Source organism: Marinobacter sp. 2_MG-2023 (genome assembly GCF_030546935.1).
Classification (GTDB): domain Bacteria; phylum Pseudomonadota; class Gammaproteobacteria; order Pseudomonadales; family Oleiphilaceae; genus Marinobacter.
In genome coordinates this window covers 307,715-325,427 of the sequence record NZ_JAUOPH010000002.1, presented here as the reverse complement: position 1 = coordinate 325,427, position 17,713 = coordinate 307,715, and the positions used below count along the sequence as shown (strand labels likewise).

The window sequence follows — 17,713 nt, the reverse complement described above, 5'->3', positions numbered from 1 at the left end:
GGCTATTGCCGTTTGGCCAGACGCATGAAGTGGTGGTGCACGAATCGTATGCCCAGATATACCAGCGCCAGCGTGACCGGAATGGCAATGCCCAGAGTCAGGGTTTTGTTGAAGATGATTCCGGCTTCGTAAACCGAGTCCAGGATCAGCTTCAGCAGGCCAATCAGGTAGTAGGTGATGGCGACAACCGAGAAGCCTTCAACGGTGTGCTGCATCATCAACTGGATTTTCGAGCGCCTGTCCATGGAACTGAGTAATTGCTGGTTCTGGCTCTGAATCGCCAGCTCTACCCGGGTGCGCATCATGTCTGAGGCGCGGTCTACACGTTTTGAAAGATCTTCCAGGCGTTCGCTGACGGCTTCACAGGTTTTGACGGCCGGAGTCAGGCGGCGGGTCATGAATTCCGTAAGGGTAAGGTGCCCGGAAAGCTCATCTTCCCTGAGTTCTTCCAGTCGTGTCAGTACCAGGCGGTGGTAGGCGCGGGTGGCGGAGAACCGGAAGGTGGCGTTCGCCCTGAACGCTTCAATACGGGCGGCTATGTTGGTTAGCTGCGCCAGCAGTTGCTGCTCGTCCACATCGTGGTTGTCGGCCAATGCCTGAGTGATGATGGCCAGCTTCTGATCCATGTCGTTGAGCGATGGCGTGATCTCCCGGGCTACGGGCAGCGCCAGCAGTGACATTAGCCGGTAGGTTTCAATCTCCATAAGCCGCTGGGTCAGGCGGCCTAGCTGGCTATCTGACATCTTATGGTTCACTACCATAAAGCGGCCGAAACCATCTGTATGCAGCCTGAATGTGCCCCACACCTTTGCGGCGCCTTCCTGGGGGCTGCTGCCAACCAGTCGTAATCCCTCAAAGTGTTTTCGAATGTCGTCGGGGTCACCCTCGGCGCCTGCCTCTGCAGGAAGTATGTCCAGATGGAAGGCCGCAACGACCGTGCCGGGTAGTTGTTCCAGCCAGGCTTGCGGCAGCGGGCTGATACCGGTTTCGGCAAAAGGTTCCGAATCGCTCGCGGCCAGGTTAATGAACGTGTAGGAGGCAAACTCCAGGTGCATCTCCCTGCGCACCCTCAGTGTTCCGAATGTTTGCTCAAAACAACCGGTTTCCTGCTCGGGGGCCGGATAGCCCAATTGCTCAGACAGGGCCTGCAGATGTTTAAACTGCTGCTCGCGTTGGGCCGGTGTGGTTAGCACCGCAATGTGGGTAACCCGGGCGGAACTGGGGAGAACCTGGTAAGGCCGGGAATGCAGCTCGTTATAGAGATCGTCCCTGAGGGGGTGAATCTCAAGAGATTCAAGTAGCTCGCTCACGGTGAGGGGGCCTGTTTTATAAATGGGTGGCCGGAATGATAACCCGGAAACAGACACCGTCAATGCTGCTTTGGGCTTCATTAACCGCTTCTACGCGCCCGTTGTGAAAATCAGCGATCAGTTGGACAATCAACAGTCCCTGGCCCAAGTGTCCCTCTTCCCGGCCTTCTCGCACTGATACGAAGGGGCTGAAAATACTGGTGTCAGGGTTCGTTGGCAGAGCTGAGCCTTCGTTGAACACAGACAGACAAATCGAGTTCTCGGTTCGCTCCAGGCCAGTGATGATCCGGCCATCAGGTGGTGTGAAATCCCGGGCATTGTCCACCAGTTTATCCAGCAGTTGCACGATCAGTTCAGGGGAGCCAGTCAGGGTTACGTCAGACACCGGCCCTGTGTACTGAAACTGGTGATGTTCATCCAGGGTCTGGTAGGCCGCAGTCGCCTGGCTGATGACGTCTGCAAGGTCAAACGTTTCCTTGTCGGCATGATCAAAGCTCTGCTCCAGTCGGGCTGCCTCGCTCATACCATTGAGAATTTTCCGCAAACGTTCCGTAGCCGCAGCCGCTCGCCCTATGTATTGCGAGCGCTCTTCGTCCGTGGTGCTGTGGGTTAGGTTCTCCAGGGATGAGCGAACAACGGCAACAGGGGTTTTGAGTTCATGGGAAAGACGGCGGGAAAAACTCTCCAGGTATCGGTTATAGCCATGCAGCCGGTCGGCCATCTGGGCAAAATGATTTTGTAGCTGCCCAAGTTCATCCCGGGACTTTGAGGCAGGCAAGGTGCCGGTAATCCGGCCGTCCTTATCGATACTGGCGTTGACCGCCCGCTGTAAACGGGTGATGCGCCAGGACAGCCAGCTCGCGTAGCCCAGTAGCACCAGGGTCAGGCCGATGATGATAAGAATGCTGCGGGCGATGACGGAACCCAGGGCCGAGCCCGACAGCGTCAGAAGTTGATCGAGAGACTGTTCCAGTACCAGAGTCCGGCCGCCGAATACGGGTTGAGTCGTCATCAGCCAAACGCTGTTGTCCTCATGTCGGACAAGACCTTCGTCAGTCAGGGCATGCATATCGAGCCGGTTGGTGCTGGCGGCCAGGGTTGAAGGTGTGGGTTGGTAAAGTTGTACCAGCGCCCTCAGGGCATTCAGGCTGATGTGCTCAGCAATCTGTAGAGGGCTGAGTGCTTCGAATTCTGGCTGTGCTTGCCGGGCGGGCGTTGCCTGTTGTGCGACCACCCAGCCTGCAGGCTCAACCAACCGGACAATTTGCCCTCTGCTCATTTCCTGGAGCAGTTGCCGCTCCAGCTCGGGTTTGCGTTCGACCAGAATAGGTAGCGGGTTTGTAGGCGTGGATATTTGCGCCGATTCCGGGCTTTCCTGCCACCGCGCGCTAAAGCCCAGGCGACTGCCTCGCGGCGGTTTGGGGAGCTCCAGTTCCAGCTGCCAGCCGCCCCCCACACTGTGCCAGTAGCCACTGATGCGGTAATCGGGTTTCTGCTCGGTACCCGTCGTGCTGTAAACAGTCGCGTAGACCTTGCCGGGTGCGGGGGTTCGGATGAGCCATGAGGCGGGCCGGATATCCGGGTCCAGGTTCCCGCTCGGAGGCTCCAGCCAGAGATAGAGTCGATCATGAACCTGATCTGGCGCATCGGGCTTGAAGAACACGGGCTGGCGGTTCCCGATGCGTATCAACAGGTACAGGTGGTGCTGATCGGTAGCCGCTTGCCAGCGCAGGGTAGGCTGCCCAGTGTTATCCGTTGGCACCTCTGGCTGAGCGGCAGACTGCCAGGGCTGGAATTGTTCGCCTTCGTCGTAACCTGGCCAGTCAGCGCTGTAGCCGTCCAGGTTGAGGGGGCTGTTGAGATTTTCCACGTAAATGGCGGGTGTCCGGGGTGCCACAGGAGGAAGCCCGAGGCTGAGATCTCCGGAGGTTTGCGCCAGTCTTTCAGCCTGATCCTGTAACTGCTGGAGAGCCTGCTGTCGCAGCGCCTGATCCAGTTCCAGCACAAATTGCAGGCCCGCCCACGGGATCAGGAGCATTAACAGGCTGGCAACAAACAGCTGACGTTTGAGGGTCACGAATCAGAGCTCACGAGCGTTCCAGCGATAGCCCATGCCGTAGGCGGTCTGGATGCCATCGAAGGCGCTGTCGAGCTGCAGGAATTTGCTCCGGATGCGTTTGATATGGGATGTCACAGTGTTGTCGTCCAGGTGGGTGCTGGCTGCCTCCATCAGTTGGTCGCGGCTGCGTACGTGGCCGGGGTGCTGTGCCAGTGCGTGCAGCATCCAGAATTCGGTAACAGTGAGGTCTATTGCAGCCTGATCCCAGGCTACGGTCATGCGATCGACGTTGAGGCTAAGGCGCCCACGGTTTACCACTTCATCCGGCTTTTGCAGTGCCTCTGCCCAGGCGTCTGCCCGGCGCAGCAGGGCGGTGACCCGTGCCAGCAGGTGTTCCATGCTCATGTCTTTGGTGACGTAGTCGTCAGCGCCAAGTCGGAGTCCATGCACGGAATCGATATCGCTGTCGCGGGCGGTCAGGAAGATGACGGGCAGTGTTGCTGATAATGAGCGCAGGTCCTGACACAGAGTGAAGCCCCCTTCGGGCTCGTCGCCCAGGCCGACGTCAATGATGGCGAGGTCGGGCAGGGCCTGGCGTAGTACCTGCCAGGCAGAAGAACGGTCACCGTAGGTGGATACACGATAGCCGCGGCGTTCGAAGGCGGCGCGGTAGTTGTCGCGGATGGCGGGTTCGTCCTCTATCAGGACCAGGTGTTTTTTCATGGTTCTGGCTGTTATCCGTGGTTGTTGGGCTCTATTTAAACACGGCAGGCTTTGAGAACAAGGTTAGCTTGCGGTGTTGTCATAATTCATCATTTTTCGTGGGCGGAATGTCTGATTCTGCCATGGGAGTTCCTTTTCAGATTGTTGAAATGGCTACGTCTTATTGAATCGTGTAGCTAAAGGATCTTGCCATGATGTTTTCTGCCATCGCCTCTAAATATAGTGCCTTCCCGTTTAGTCTGAGTCCGCCCTCCCAAGCGGCTGGCTCCCCTCCCGAAACACGCTGTAGATACATCCCTGTACGCTCGGCTCCGCCATCCATGGCTCCGCACGGTTTCGGGAGGGGAGCCAGCCGCTCGGGAGGGCTCGGTGCATGGCGCTCACATCGTGTTAGACGCTTTATGGAGGGCGTAAGTTTGTGGATGGCAATGTTGCTGGTGCTGTTTGTTCAGCCTATCTATGCCGAAGCCAATACTGGCAATGAGGATTCCGCAGGTGTTCTGCATTTTGTGGATGGCAAGGGCCAGTGGCAGGAACCGGCACTGGTGCTGGGGAGCGATTTTGATGTTCGCGTTAGCGGCCTGATTGCAGACAGCACGCTCGTACGAACGTTCCGGAACACCAGTGATCAGTGGCGGGAAGGAGTGTTTGTGTTTCCCTTGCCGGAGAAGGCCAGTGTATACGGACTCACGATGAAGGTAGGAGAGCGTACGATTGTTGGTGAGGTTCAGCCCCGTGCAGAAGCAAAGAAAACCTATGAGAAAGCTCGGGACTCGGGGCGTCATGCGGCTACGGTGGAGCAGCAGCGGCCGAATCTGTTTACGACCCGGGTAGCGAATATTCCGCCGGGAGAAACGGTGAGCGTGGAGCTGAATTATCAGCAGTTGGTGAGTTATAGGGATGGGGTTTTTGAGTTGACTGTGCCCACGACACTAACCCCGCGCTATATGCCGGGTGAACCTTTGGCGGCGAGGCCACAGGAATGGCAGGGGGGCTGGGCGGTACCTACCACGGAGGTTCCGGATGCGGATGCCATCAGTCCGTTTACGGTGGATGTGGATGATGTAGCTGCCGACAGTCATCGGGCGTCGGTCAGGTTCACTATTGATGCCGGTCTTCCACTGGCACGGGTGTCCAGTCCCAGCCATGAGCTGGCTTCCCGGCAGGACGGGCAGGTGATGATGGTTCAGCCCCAGGCTGGAGAAATTGTGATGAACCGGGATTTCGTATTGCGCTGGCAGCCGCTTGCGGGCCAGGAGCCGGGCGCCGCTGTTTTTCATCAGCAATGGGAAGGTGAGGATTATCTGCTGGCTATGGTGGTGCCTGGCCGGGCTGGTAAAACCCGTTTGCCGCGGGAGCTGACGTTTGTGATTGATACCTCCGGGTCCATGGCGGGGGAGTCTATTCAGCAGGCAAGGGAGGCGTTGCAACTGGGGCTGGAGACACTGGCACCCGGTGATCGGTTCAATGTGATTCAGTTCAATTCCCAGCCGCACGCTTTGTTTGTTCAGCCGGAGCAGGCAACGGCGAACAATCTGGCCCGTGCGCGCCAGTATGTAAGTCGGTTAAAAGCAGATGGGGGCACGGAAATGGCTTCTGCACTGACTATGGCTCTGGAAAGCCAGCGCATGAGTGCAGACGAGTTTTCGGAAGGTACATCGCCAGAGGCGTCATCAAGAGTGCGCCAGGTTGTGTTTATGACCGATGGTGCGGTTGGCAATGAGTCGGCGCTGTTCAGCCAGATCCGTCGTCAGCTGAGTGATCAAAGGCTGTTCACGGTTGCTATAGGTTCTGCGCCTAACCGGCACTTTATGCGTGAAGCTGCACGCTGGGGGCGCGGCAGTTATACCGCTGTACAGGATCCTGCAGATATCAGCGGCCCTCTGGTCCGATTGTTTGCGGCCATGGAAGCGCCAGTGCTGACGGATATCGAGGTGAGTTGGCCCAGCCTGTCGGCATCAATGCAGGAAGACAGCTTTCCGCGTCGCCCCGGTGATCTGTTTCAAGGAGAGCCGCTGTTACAGGTAGTGCGAGGAGTGCCGCCCGTTGGTGAGTTGAGTGTGTCGGGCCGTTTGCCCGGCGGAGCGATCTGGCAGAAAAGCCTGGATTTGCAGCAGGCGGCCTCTGGTACGGGCCTGAATCGTTACTGGGCCCGGGAGAAAATTGACAGTCTTCTGGACGAAGCGCGGATAGCCGGCGAGGAGCCGGACAAAGCGAGGGTAACCAGTCTGGCTGTTGAACATAGCCTGATGTCACCCTACACAAGTTTTGTGGCGGTGGATAAAACGCCGGCTCGGGATCCCGAAAGCGCTTTGGTAAAAGACCAGTTGCCAACGCTCCTGCCCGCTGGAAGCCAGCCTGGTATGGCTCGTTACCCGCAAACGGCAACCGTTGCGCCCTTGCTTGTTGCTCTGGGATTGCTTGGTTTGATGTTCTCTGTCGCTATTGTACTGCTGCGCAGGCGGGCATACCTATGAGCCGTCTGCTGTTGTTGCTGATAACAAGCTCTGCCACGTTGTTGGTCTTCGGGCTTTGGATTCCGCTGAAGGCGGTGGTCGCTCAGGAACTGTTGGCAATTGCCTGGGCCGAGAGCCAGGCCCGGCAAACGGAATCCCGGCCCTGGCCCTGGGCCGATACCTGGCCGGTGGCGAAACTGTCCATGCCGGAGCTTGGAGATTCAATGATTGTACTGGCCGGTGTCCACGGGGAGAGCCTGGCATTCGGGCCGGGTCAGATGATGGGCCTGGAAGATCAGCAGGGCTCGGTCATCATTGCTGGCCACAGAGACACTCATTTCCGACCCCTGCAGTATCTGGAGCCCGGCAATGAACTTCAGTTGCAAAACCGTGATGGGCAATGGCAGGGGTATCGGGTACAGGAAACAAGAATTGTGGACAGTCGTTCGGAGTTCATCGATACCCACAAGTTGCCTGCAGGTACGCTTTTGCTGGTTACCTGTTACCCGTTTGACACCATGGATGCGGGTGGGCCGCTGCGGTTTGTTGTTGAAGCCCGTGCCGAAGGTGTTCAAACCTCTGGCGTTCTCAGCCAAAGCGCCTCAGGGAAAATCCACACTGTTGCTGGGCTGTGAACTTGGCGTACACTTGTGCGCCAAAACCCCGTTGCAGAGTTTTTCGTATGGGCTTTATCAGAAAATTTCTGGCCTGGATGAGTGTTCCGGTGCTTTGTATACTCGCCTTGCCATTCTTCATTCTCAGGCCATTTAACCCTGACAATAACCGCCTGCTGGCCATAGCGCTAGCGCGGACTGGCCGAGCCATACTTGGTATGAAACGCCCTCTGCAAGGCGCAGAGCATATGCCTCAAGATCGCCCTGTGGTGGCTATTTGCAATCACCAATACAACGATGATCTTTTTGTGGTTGGTGATCTGGTGGCGCCTCGCACCGTAACTGTGGGCAAGTCATCATTGGTCTGGATCCCATTTTTTGGCTGGGCATTCTGGCTGGGTGGGAATGTGATATTGAACCGCGCCCGCTCCCGCAAAGCCGTTGCAGTCATGCAAGCCACCAGCGAGGCGATCACTCGCGAGAATAAAAGCTTATGGGTTTTTGTGGAAGGCACTCGAAGCAAAGGCCGGGGGCTGCAGAAATTCAAAAAAGGCGCTTTTTACGCGGCGGTGACGGCCGGCGCGCCGATTGTGATGGTGTGCGCTGCTGAGTATCGGAATAAAACCGAGGGTTGGCTGGGCAGGCGTGAGCCGGTACCTATGCGGATTCTGCCCCCGGTGGAAACAAAAGAGCTAACCACTGAGGATGTTCCTGCCCTGATAGCGCGCTGCCACAAAGAGATGGCTGAGGCGATCGCCGACCTCTGAGGTGCGCCTGGCCTGATTACTCTGTATAAAGAGTCTCTCAAAGGACTTCCAGCAAGGAGAGAAAACGATGAACCTGATTCTGTTTCTGATTATTGGTGGTGTTGCCGGCTGGCTCGCAGGCCTGATCATGAAAGGCCGTGGTTTCGGCGTGCTGGCGAATATTGGTATTGGTATCGTCGGCTCGTTTATTGGCGGCTTTGTTTTTCGATTGCTGGGGTTGGCTGCCCAGGGCGCTATTGGTGAGCTGGTCACCGCAACTGTAGGTGCCGTGTTACTGCTGGCTATTGTCAGCCAGATCAGGAAACGCTGATTATGATTGTACCTGTTACCGGAGTGTTTGCTGCCGTTCTTGGTATTCTGTTATTGGTGCTTTCGTTACAGGTGGTGAAATTCCGCCTGAAGTTCAAAAAGGGCATGGGCACTAACGGCGATCGCGATTTTGAAGCGGCCGTCCGCGCCCACGGTAACCTTGTAGAGTATGCACCGCTTGGCCTGATCATGCTGGGCATTGCGGAGCTGAACGGGGTGGCAAGCGGCCTTGTTTACTGGACAGGCATGGCCCTGGTGGTCGGTCGGATCCTTCATGCCTGGGGCATGATCAATGGCCATGGGGAGGAACATAAAGCTCGGGCCATTGGCATTTTATTGACCTGGCTGGCCATTCTGGTTGCCGCGCTTTTGCTTTTGTGGAATGTTTGGCAGGTTTATGGCTGATCGTTTCAGTTAAAACTCTGGGGCCGCACACTCGCGGCCCCGGGTCGTTTTGCCTTTTTTCTATTGTGCTTTTGCCATATCGCTGCTCAGGTATTCCAGCTCTACCCGTCGATTGGCAGCCCGGTCGTCTGGTGTAGCCAATGGACGGGCTGAGCCCCAGCTGGCAACCAGAACGCGGGATTCTGCAACTCCCTCTTTTATCAGAAGCCTTGCTACAGCATTAGTCCGCTGCCTGGACAGAAAACGATTAAAGTCCTCGGCTCCAAAATTATCAGAATGCCCGTGAATCAGGATGCTGACGCCAGGGTGCTGTCGCAAATAGGCAGCGTGTTGCAGGATAATCTCTGTATCTAAAGCGTCCAGAGAGTGTTTGTTGAAACCGTAGTGAAATCTGAGCCGATGTGGGCGCTTGCCTTCTGTCACAAGGGTGGCTGGGTTAAAGCCATGTGCCACGGCGGCTTGCGCAATCAGCTCCGGGTTGTCCAGTACGAGTACGGTCATTTGCAGTATCCTTGTTCCAGGTCTCTGGTTTTTCTTGTTATTCCCGCCCACTATTGGCTGAGGCGGAAATAACGGCAATTGGCGGATGGTCTTGTGTCCCGTCTGGCGAATTCCTTAACCCGCGCTGCGCCCTCAGTGGCTCAGCAGATTAAGGAATTCGCCAGACGGGACACTGATGACATTCACGCTGAAAATCATTTAAACGCAAAAATAAGACACTGGTATGATAGAAAGCAGTTTTTCAGGGACAGATTATGATGAATTGTGACCACCCATGCTGATAATTCCTGCTGAGAACACGGTTAACTGGAAGCGCCCGCCTTGGGTAACCCTTGGGCTGATGTTTACCTGTCTTCTGGTTTTCCTGTTTTACCAGGGTGGAGACAGCCGAAAAATTGAGCAAGCCGTTGATACTTATGTAGATTCCAATTTGCCTTTATTGGAAGGTCCTGCCTATGAGGACTATCTGCAAAGAAAAATCCGTTTTGAAGGCGAAGAGGAACTGGTTTTCGAACTGCAGAGCTTTCAGAAGCTGAGAGCAGAAGGCGAAGATTTCTGGCTGGCGGTCAGCCTGCTCATGGATCGTGAGTTCTACCAGTATTTGCTGAAGAATCGTGATGTGATCTGGGCCCCGGCTGATCGGGTGCGCTGGTTGGAACAACGAACCTATATTGAAGAAACCTACATCCAGCGCCTGAGCGCCGAGCAGCTTGGGCTTATTCCTGCGCAACTGTCGTTGTATACCCTGATTACCTACCAGTTCCTTCACGGCGGCTGGGGGCACATTATTGGTAACCTGGTTTTCCTGTTTCTGCTTGGCTTTACCGTCGAAAAGGCGCTTGGCCCTGGGCGCTTTCTGATTGCCTACCTTATGTGTGGCGCATTGTCTGGAGTGGTATTCACCGTTTTCTCGCTTGGCAGTCATATTCCGCTTGTGGGGGCATCCGGCTCAATATCCGGATTGATGGGTATGTACGTAGCCATCTACGGTTTGAAGAAAATCCGGTTTTTCTATTTTCTTGGTGTGTATTTCAACTACTTCCGGGCGCCCGCGCTGGCCGTACTGCCGGTGTGGCTGGGCAAGGAAATTTACGATTACTGGTTCGCCGGGGCGACCGGCGTCGCCTATATGGCGCATGCTGGCGGCCTGTTGGCGGGTGCCGGGTTGGTGTGGCTGTTGGGTAAAAGTTGGCTGCAAGTGCGCGAGGAGTTTTTTGAACCGGAAGAGGCTGAACAGGACGATCGCTTTACAACCGGTTATGCCCAGGCCATGGCAAGCCTTGGGCGTATGGATTTCGAGCTGGCGCGGCGTCAGTTCGAGGCGTTGCGTGAGCACTATCCGGACAGGCCCATTCTGTTGGAGCATCTCTATAACCTGGCCAAACTTCGCCCCGACCTACCCGAGTACCAGTCCCGTACCCGCGAGTTGATGAACGTTAGTCTGAGCCGCAGGCAGCCGGAACAGATGATTGCGGTGTGGCAGGAATACCTGAGTAAAGGGGAGAGCTACCACCCACTTGATGCAGAGGATCACAACCGGGTGTTGTTCACCAGCCTCAAGCAGCACGACCTCAAGGCCGCAGAAAAAGCGTTTGAACGCCTGCGCAGTGCTGATGATCCGTTGCTGACTTCGGAGGCTTGCCGGTTACTTGCTGAAGAGTTTGAGAAGCTACAGATGGAGCCCAAGGCGCGTCATTATCGGCAGCTGCTTCAGGCGAGCTGATGGTTTACGGAAAGCTGGGTGTGGGGCTCTCCAAAACACGCTGTGAATACGTCCCTGTAAGCTCGGCTCCGCCATCCATGGCTCCGCACGGTTTTGGAGAGCCCCACACCCAGCTTCCCTAGTCAGGCATTGCAAATGAGGCCTTTGGACCTTTAAGAAGCTCCTGCTTCTCCGCTTGAGCCAGATAAACCGGAATTTGTTCGTGTAGCGGGTGCTTTTCACAGCGCTTCTGGATAAAGGTCAGGTAAGCCGTCGCCTTTTCCCACTGGTCCAGGCCATTAGCCAGACTTTGTGCTATCAGCAGGTAGGCCGGAGCCAGTTCATCGCTTTCCGGAAAGCGCTTATGGAAGTCCTGCAGCAGCCTTATAGCCGGTTTGTATTGCCCGCGCTGGTATAAACAGCGGGCACAACGCACGGCAAGCTCCGGATCTTCCAGTTTAAAGCCCGGTTCCGCCGCTTCAAGCATGCCGAGCAATGAAGCTATGCCTTCTCCGTCGCTCCGGCTTGCCAGCCAGTCCAGAATCCGTGGGTGGAAATGATATAGCTCAGTTGTGTCGTTCCGGGCAATCAATAGCTGATAGAGCTGGCCAATACGCAGCGCATCATCCCTGTTTCGCTTCAGCGCTTCCTTCAGCATGCCCTGAACGCGATCGTAGTTGCCGTCTTTTAGATTCATGTCAATATCTGCATCGAAACGGGTGCTACGATCCCGTTGCTGCATATCGACTGCCGCAGTCTCGTCCTGAATGTCCGAGGCGAACCCCAGCTCTTCCTGATACTGGAATAAAAGGTAACCCAACATATTGAACAGTATCAGTGTAAAGGTACTGTTCAAAAAACCGGATAAAGGCTGAGAAAACCAGAAGGGGAAGTGGTTGTGAGCAAAATCCTGGGCCACGCCAGAGGCCAGCGTGAGCAGAATGAGGTAGCCGTATAGTAAAAAATAGGGGCTGCCGATGCGGGAAATGAGTACCGCCAGATTCATCGGGTTTACCGCTGCGCCCACGGAACGTTCCATGGCCAGAACCATGATACTGGCGGGCAACGCCAGTACGACAAAAGCCAATGCCAGCAACATCAATAGTGGGCCGCCCAGCATTGCGGCTGCGCCGACCAGGCCGCCCATGAAAATGAAAACCAGTAGCTGGAGAATAACAATGTTAAACCCGCTGCCCGTAAAGGCGACGGATACCGAGGGCGGTTTCAGGTGGCCTTCGGCAGTGTGGTTGATGACCGCATAGGTGTATTTGAACAGTGCCAGTGCCAGTAGTAACCAGATCAGAATCCCGATCAGATTGGCGGGCGCAATCAGGGGCACCAGTGTACAGATAGCAATGACGATCAGTGGATCAGAGTGGAACGGGTAACGAAAAAAAGATCCGATCCGGTTCCAGAAGGGTATTACTTCCGTTGCTGCTCCGAGATAGCGCATGGCTTTGCTGCAACTCGGGCACAGCGCCTTGCGCTGGCGAACGTCAGCATCGGGCATACAGCGGGTGCAGTAATGAATCTGGCATTCGCCGCAGTGCCATTTGGCAGGGTCACCCGGGTGGTAGTGGCAATCATGTTTCATGGTCGGAGGAAGCCCTGCCTGAATATAAATATACGTTTATGATCGCAAATATGGCTCTTAAAGAATATGCCGGCATGGCCGTAAACCACTATTAGGCACCCAGTTCTTGAAAAACACCTCCACACCTACGGCATGACTCCGCCTATGAAATCTGCCCCTTTCATTCTTCTGCTGACAGCACTGGCTATGGCTGTGGCTTTGCCCTTTGCGCAGGGGCTTTTGCACAGGGTCGACGGGGAAACCGGCTTTTACGGGTATAAAACCAATGTGCCTGTTCCATCTTTACCGGGTGCAAAAGTACCTGACGCAGGCCTCAATGTGGTGTTTTTCGGTTATCGAAGCTGCGGCACTGTGTGCCCGCTTCAATTGCTGAACCTCAAGGCGTTGCACGATCACTGGTCTGATTACCCCGTGCAGTTTGTGTTTGTAACTCTGGATCCTGAAAACGACAGTCAGCAGGAACTTAACGGCGTTATGGAGGTATTGGGCCAGAATTTCCGCGCTGTGAGGCCAGAGAATTTCCGGCAAGCCCAGGCGCTCGCAAACGAATACGGCGATTTTGCAGCCCGTGAGGGCGGCGCGAGCCAGGAAATCAACCACGGCGCGCGGCTTTACGTAGTAACAGCGGACAACCGTCGGCAGGTTTTGTACGCGTCGCCCGAGCTGGATTTGCAGCGGGTGAATGCCGATCTTGCTCGGCTTATGGGGCAGGGCGAGAGCTGAAATACCAAAGCAAGCTACAGGATTATCATTCGAACAGGCTGGTTCAGCTGTTGTTTCAATTTGAGGTGTTACTGTGAATTCAACTGATAATATTCAACACCTGCACCAGCAGGAACTGCTCAGGGCAGATCGAAGAATTCTCTGGCTGTTACTGGCTCATGTGCCTGTAGTGGGCCTGCTAGTGCCCTGGGGGTACGGAACCTATAGCTTTGCGGTCCCTGCATCTCTGGGAATCGGCGCATTGGCCATTGCTGGTTATAACTGGCTGGGTGGGACCCGCGCTTGTGGTGTGCTATTCAGCATGTGTCTCATGCTGTTCTCAGCCACCATGATTCAGGCCCAGCTAGGGCGTATCGAAATGCATTTCCATATATTCGCAGCGCTGGCGCTAACAATCGCCTACCGCGACTGGCTGCCAGTGGTTGCCGCTGCCGCAGTCATCGCGATACACCATTTGGTGCTGACAGCATTGCAGCTCTCGGAAGCGGTTATCGGTGGCATGCCGTTGATGCTGTTCAATTATGGTTGCAGCTGGTCCATTACCGCACTGCATGCAGCTTTTGTGGTTTTTGAAGGCGGTATATTGTCGTTTTTCGCGATCAGAATGGGCGCTGAGCAGAAGCGCTCGCGTGAGATTATTGCACTGATTAACGCTTTCGATCATGAGCATGACCTGCGCGGTCGCCTGGAGAACGCCAACGGTGATTTGGCGGCCACAGCGTTTAATACCATGGTGGCTCAGTTTGGAGAATTGATCGAGTCTGTGCGGGGCCTCTCCAGAGAGCTACATTCGAGTGCCGCAGAACTGACGGCAGCAGGTACCTCAACAAATCGGATCATAGAAGAACAACGGGCTCAGACCGATCAAGCAGCAGCTGCTACCAATGAGATGACCGCAACGATTCAGGACGTAGCCCGCAACGCGCAATCTGCAGCTGAGTCTGCTTCGCGCTCGTCGGAAGCCTCAGCTGAGGGAACGCGTCATATTCAAAGCGCCATGCGCATGACTGAAGCCACCAATACCGCGCTCACGGATTCTTCGCGCATGGTTAGCGAACTGGTAGAGAAAGTTGAGTCAATCGGCACGTTTATCGCCTCAATTAATGATATTTCAGACCAGACCAACCTGCTTGCCCTGAACGCAGCCATAGAGGCTGCCCGTGCCGGCGAGCACGGCCGCGGTTTTGCTGTGGTGGCGGATGAAGTTCGCAATCTGTCACGGCGTACGCAGGCCTTCACTACAGAAATTCGCGCCACGATTGATGGCCTGGCCAACGTATCAGAAGGTACTCTGGCTGCTATTGAAATGGGCCAGACTCGTTCGCGGGAGACCCTGGGGGCAATGACGCAGACAGGCAAAGCGATTGCGGATATTGAAGCGGCAATTGCTGAGGTGAACGGCATGAACCTGCAAATTGCTTCTGCTACCGAACAGCAGGCCGTGGCTTCCGGACAGATCAACCAAAGTGTTCAGCAGGTTGCTGAGCAAAGCCAGGATGTTGTTGAAGAGGCGGCAAAGTCTCAGGCTATGGCTGTAGATATCGGACGTATGATTGCCGAAGTGGACACACTGATTGCTGGATACAAGACGCGTTAACAGCTTTGCTGAGCGTTGCTTTGGTGCACGCCATTCACAGGCTGAATGGCGAACATCAATTGCCGTGAGTTGAAGTCTGCCGAAACGATGCAATAGTAATAGGATAGCAATTCATCGTAGGAGGCATACCATGTCCAATGAGAGCCTTGGCAAAGACAGCCTGAATACACTGACCAGCCTGAGCGCTGGCGGTAAAACCTTCCATTACTACAGTCTGCCCAAAGCTGCGGAGTCCCTCGGTGACATCAACCGACTGCCGTTTTCACTGAAAGTGCTTCTGGAAAACCTGTTGCGCAACGAAGATGGTGTAACTGTGGATCAAAGCCACGTTGATGCCATGGTGCAATGGCTTAAAGATAAACGCTCGGATACCGAAATTCAGTTCCGACCGGCTCGGGTGCTGATGCAGGACTTTACTGGCGTGCCCGGCGTGGTTGATCTGGCCGCGATGCGAGAGGCCGTTAAAGTGGCCGGCGGCGACCCTGCGCTTATCAACCCGCTGTCCCCTGTAGATCTGGTAATTGACCACTCGGTCATGGTTGACGAGTTCGGTGATGCTTCTGCCTTTGGGCGGAACGTAGCCATTGAAATGGAGCGTAACCAGGAACGCTATGAGTTCCTGCGTTGGGGCCAGCAAGCTTTTGATAACTTCCGTGTGGTACCGCCGGGAACCGGTATCTGCCACCAGGTGAACCTCGAGTATCTTGGCAAAACCGTATGGCACAAAGAACAGGGTGATAAAACCATCGCCTATCCGGACACGCTGGTGGGGACAGATTCCCATACCACCATGATTAACGGTCTGGGCATCCTTGGGTGGGGTGTCGGCGGTATCGAAGCTGAAGCGGCGATGCTTGGCCAGCCGGTATCCATGCTCATACCGGAAGTAGTGGGCTTCAAGATTAGCGGTAAATTGCGTGAAGGCATTACTGCGACAGATCTGGTACTCACCGTTACTGAAATGCTTCGTAAAAAAGGCGTGGTTGGCAAATTTGTTGAATTCTATGGTGACGGTCTTAAAGACATGCCAGTGGCAGACCGTGCAACTATCGCCAACATGTCTCCGGAATACGGTGCAACCTGTGGTTTTTTCCCGGTGGACGAGCAAACCCTCAAATATCTGCGTTTGACTGGCCGGGACGACGACCAGATAGAGCTGGTTGAAGCTTATGCCAAAGCTCAGGGGCTATGGCGTGAACCCGGTCATGAGCCGGTATACACAGCTACCCTGGAACTCGATATGGGCGACGTGGAAGCCAGTATGGCCGGGCCAAAGCGGCCGCAGGACCGGGTTGCGCTGAAGAATATGAAATCAACCTTCGAGCTGTTGATGGCAACGGCCGAGGGTGCGCCGGATGCAGCTGACAACCGTGAGAGCAATCTGGAGTCAGAGGGCGGTCAGACAGCTGTGGGTGTGGATGACAGCTACCACCACCCGTCAAGTCAGCCGCTGGAAATGAACGGCGAGAAGACGCGCCTTGATCCGGGCGCAGTAGTGATTGCCGCTATCACGTCGTGCACCAACACATCCAACCCGAGTGTGATGATGGCTGCCGGGCTCGTGGCCCGGAAAGCGGTGGCCAAAGGCCTTAAAACCAAACCCTGGGTGAAAACCTCTCTGGCGCCGGGCTCCAAAGTGGTTACCGATTACCTGGAGGCGGGCGGCTTCCAGGGCGACCTGAATAAACTTGGCTTTGACCTTGTGGGTTACGGCTGTACGACCTGTATTGGTAACTCTGGCCCCTTGCCGGACGCGGTTGAAAAAGCCATTGCGGATGGTGATATAACGGTGGCCTCGGTGTTGTCTGGTAACCGTAACTTTGAAGGCCGTATACATCCGCTGGTGAAAACCAACTGGCTGGCATCGCCACCCTTGGTTGTCGCTTACGCTTTGGCCGGTAATGTGCGGCTGAACCTGGCGGAAGACCCCCTGGGTGAGGATAAGGATGGCAACCCGGTGTACCTGAAAGACCTGTGGCCGAGCCAGCAGGAAGTCGCGGAGGCTGTGGAAAAGGTCAAAACCAACATGTTCCGCACCGAGTACGCCGCTGTGTTCGATGGAGATGCCACCTGGCAGGCCATTGAAGTGCCAGATACCAAGGTATACAAGTGGTCAGAAGATTCTACCTATATCCAGCACCCGCCCTTCTTTGAAGGTATGGGCACGGAACCGGATCCGGTGGAGGATATTGTCGACGCGAATATTCTTGCCTTGCTGGGGGATTCGGTGACCACCGACCACATTTCCCCGGCCGGCTCGTTCAGCGCCGACAGTCCCGCTGGTAAATACCTGCAAGAGCGGGGAGTTGAGCCCAAGAACTTCAACTCTTACGGTTCCCGCCGCGGTAATCACGAGGTGATGATGCGTGGCACCTTTGCCAACGTGCGCATCCGCAATGAAATGCTGGATGGTGTTGAAGGTGGCTTCACGAAATTTGTACCTACCGGGGAGCAAATGCCGGTTTACGATGCCGCCATGAAGTACCAGGAGCAGGGGACACCCCTTGTTGTGATTGCCGGCAAGGAATATGGAACCGGCTCAAGTCGCGACTGGGCTGCCAAGGGTACCCGGTTACTGGGTGTTCGCGCTGTAGTGGCGGAATCCTATGAGCGTATTCACCGCTCCAACCTGATCGGGATGGGCGTGATGCCGCTGCAGTTCCCGGAAGGCACGGATCGCAAGAGCCTCAAACTGACCGGTGAAGAAACCATCAGTATCAGCGGGTTGTCGGGTGACATTTCGCCGGGTGAGACACTCACCATGACAGTAACCTACAAGGACGGCTCTACTGAAAGTTGTGAGTTGAAGTCGCGGATAGATACGGCCAACGAAGCCGTGTATTTCGTCCACGGCGGCATCCTGCACTATGTGGTGCGTGAAATGCTCAAGTCTGCCTGAGCCACCTGGTTTGGTTCAGCTGAAACCGGCGACCTGTTGCAAGGTCGCCGGTTT

General features: G+C 55.6%; 14 protein-coding genes. 9 read left to right on the top strand and 5 right to left on the bottom strand.

The window, feature by feature from the left end:
• Positions 1–2: 2 nt before the first annotated feature.
• The 3 genes from Q4501_RS05295 to pdsR are packed head-to-tail and all read right to left on the bottom strand — an operon-like array spanning position 3 to position 4,092.
• Positions 3–1,310: a DUF3422 family protein gene (locus Q4501_RS05295; protein WP_303594836.1), complete on the bottom strand. Its 1,308-nt coding sequence runs from the start codon at positions 1,308–1,310 to the stop codon at positions 3–5.
• A gap of 16 nt (positions 1,311–1,326) precedes the next feature.
• A complete protein-coding gene (locus tag Q4501_RS05290; protein WP_303594834.1) occupies positions 1,327–3,387 on the bottom strand; it encodes a histidine kinase dimerization/phospho-acceptor domain-containing protein in 2,061 nt (686 codons plus the stop codon).
• 3 nt (positions 3,388–3,390) lie between these two features.
• Positions 3,391–4,092, bottom strand: coding sequence for a proteobacterial dedicated sortase system response regulator (pdsR, locus tag Q4501_RS05285; protein ID WP_303594833.1), 702 nt, complete (start codon positions 4,090–4,092; stop codon positions 3,391–3,393).
• Between the two features lie 422 nt (positions 4,093–4,514).
• Here pdsR and Q4501_RS05280 point away from each other — a divergent pair, with 422 nt between their 5' ends.
• From Q4501_RS05280 to Q4501_RS05260, 5 genes are all read left to right on the top strand, one after another.
• Positions 4,515–6,569, top strand: a complete 2,055-nt coding sequence (locus tag Q4501_RS05280) for a marine proteobacterial sortase target protein (protein ID WP_303594831.1) — start codon at positions 4,515–4,517, stop codon at positions 6,567–6,569.
• Positions 6,566–7,183, top strand: a complete 618-nt coding sequence (locus tag Q4501_RS05275; protein WP_303594830.1) for a class GN sortase — start codon at positions 6,566–6,568, stop codon at positions 7,181–7,183. Before Q4501_RS05280 ends, Q4501_RS05275 begins: the two co-directional genes overlap by 4 nt.
• Positions 7,184–7,230: 47 nt before the next feature.
• Complete coding sequence (locus Q4501_RS05270; protein ID WP_303594828.1) at positions 7,231–7,929, top strand: 1-acyl-sn-glycerol-3-phosphate acyltransferase; 699 nt, start codon at positions 7,231–7,233, stop codon at positions 7,927–7,929.
• Between the two features lie 67 nt (positions 7,930–7,996).
• A complete protein-coding gene (locus Q4501_RS05265) occupies positions 7,997–8,239 on the top strand; it encodes a GlsB/YeaQ/YmgE family stress response membrane protein (RefSeq protein ID WP_144777641.1) in 243 nt (80 codons plus the stop codon).
• 2 nt (positions 8,240–8,241) lie between these two features.
• Entirely contained in the window at positions 8,242–8,643 is a 402-nt protein-coding gene (locus tag Q4501_RS05260; RefSeq protein ID WP_303594824.1) for an MAPEG family protein, read from the top strand.
• A 60-nt stretch (positions 8,644–8,703) separates the two neighbouring features.
• Here Q4501_RS05260 and Q4501_RS05255 read toward each other — a convergent pair whose 3' ends face one another.
• A complete protein-coding gene (locus Q4501_RS05255) occupies positions 8,704–9,144 on the bottom strand; it encodes an OmpA family protein (protein WP_303594823.1) in 441 nt (146 codons plus the stop codon).
• A 274-nt stretch (positions 9,145–9,418) separates the two neighbouring features.
• On the opposite strand from Q4501_RS05255, the gene Q4501_RS05250 reads away from it, so the two are divergent.
• Positions 9,419–10,867: a rhomboid family intramembrane serine protease gene (locus Q4501_RS05250; protein WP_303594822.1), complete on the top strand. Its 1,449-nt coding sequence runs from the start codon at positions 9,419–9,421 to the stop codon at positions 10,865–10,867.
• Positions 10,868–10,985: 118 nt separating this feature from the next.
• On the opposite strand, the gene Q4501_RS05245 is transcribed toward Q4501_RS05250, so the two are convergent.
• Complete coding sequence (locus tag Q4501_RS05245) at positions 10,986–12,440, bottom strand: tetratricopeptide repeat protein (RefSeq protein WP_303594821.1); 1,455 nt, start codon at positions 12,438–12,440, stop codon at positions 10,986–10,988.
• A gap of 144 nt (positions 12,441–12,584) precedes the next feature.
• Between Q4501_RS05245 and Q4501_RS05240 the strand changes: the two genes are divergently transcribed.
• The 3 genes from Q4501_RS05240 to acnA all read left to right on the top strand — a co-directional run bounded on the left by Q4501_RS05240 (position 12,585) and on the right by acnA (position 17,659).
• Positions 12,585–13,163, top strand: coding sequence for an SCO family protein (locus Q4501_RS05240; RefSeq protein WP_303594820.1), 579 nt, complete (start codon positions 12,585–12,587; stop codon positions 13,161–13,163).
• Between the two features lie 73 nt (positions 13,164–13,236).
• Positions 13,237–14,760: a methyl-accepting chemotaxis protein gene (locus tag Q4501_RS05235; RefSeq protein WP_303594818.1), complete on the top strand. Its 1,524-nt coding sequence runs from the start codon at positions 13,237–13,239 to the stop codon at positions 14,758–14,760.
• 130 nt (positions 14,761–14,890) lie between these two features.
• Positions 14,891–17,659, top strand: a complete 2,769-nt coding sequence (gene acnA / locus Q4501_RS05230; protein WP_303594816.1) for an aconitate hydratase AcnA — start codon at positions 14,891–14,893, stop codon at positions 17,657–17,659.
• The last annotated feature ends 54 nt before the right edge of the window (positions 17,660–17,713 follow it).

Bases quoted from the DNA above. Each gene is read 5' to 3' on its own strand.
- pdsR (WP_303594833.1), bottom strand. From the start codon at position 4,092: ATGAAAAAACACCTGGTCCTGATAGAGGACGAACCCGCCATCCGCGAC.
- Q4501_RS05260 (WP_303594824.1), top strand. From the start codon at position 8,242: ATGATTGTACCTGTTACCGGAGTGTTTGCTGCCGTTCTTGGTATTCTG.
- Q4501_RS05255 (WP_303594823.1), bottom strand. From the start codon at position 9,144: ATGACCGTACTCGTACTGGACAACCCGGAGCTGATTGCGCAAGCCGCC.
- Q4501_RS05275 (WP_303594830.1), top strand. From the start codon at position 6,566: ATGAGCCGTCTGCTGTTGTTGCTGATAACAAGCTCTGCCACGTTGTTG.
- acnA (WP_303594816.1), top strand. From the start codon at position 14,891: ATGTCCAATGAGAGCCTTGGCAAAGACAGCCTGAATACACTGACCAGC.
- Q4501_RS05270 (WP_303594828.1), top strand. From the start codon at position 7,231: ATGGGCTTTATCAGAAAATTTCTGGCCTGGATGAGTGTTCCGGTGCTT.
- Q4501_RS05250 (WP_303594822.1), top strand. From the start codon at position 9,419: ATGCTGATAATTCCTGCTGAGAACACGGTTAACTGGAAGCGCCCGCCT.
- Q4501_RS05280 (WP_303594831.1), top strand. From the start codon at position 4,515: ATGGCAATGTTGCTGGTGCTGTTTGTTCAGCCTATCTATGCCGAAGCC.
- Q4501_RS05265 (WP_144777641.1), top strand. From the start codon at position 7,997: ATGAACCTGATTCTGTTTCTGATTATTGGTGGTGTTGCCGGCTGGCTC.
- Q4501_RS05245 (WP_303594821.1), bottom strand. From the start codon at position 12,440: ATGAAACATGATTGCCACTACCACCCGGGTGACCCTGCCAAATGGCAC.
- Q4501_RS05240 (WP_303594820.1), top strand. From the start codon at position 12,585: ATGAAATCTGCCCCTTTCATTCTTCTGCTGACAGCACTGGCTATGGCT.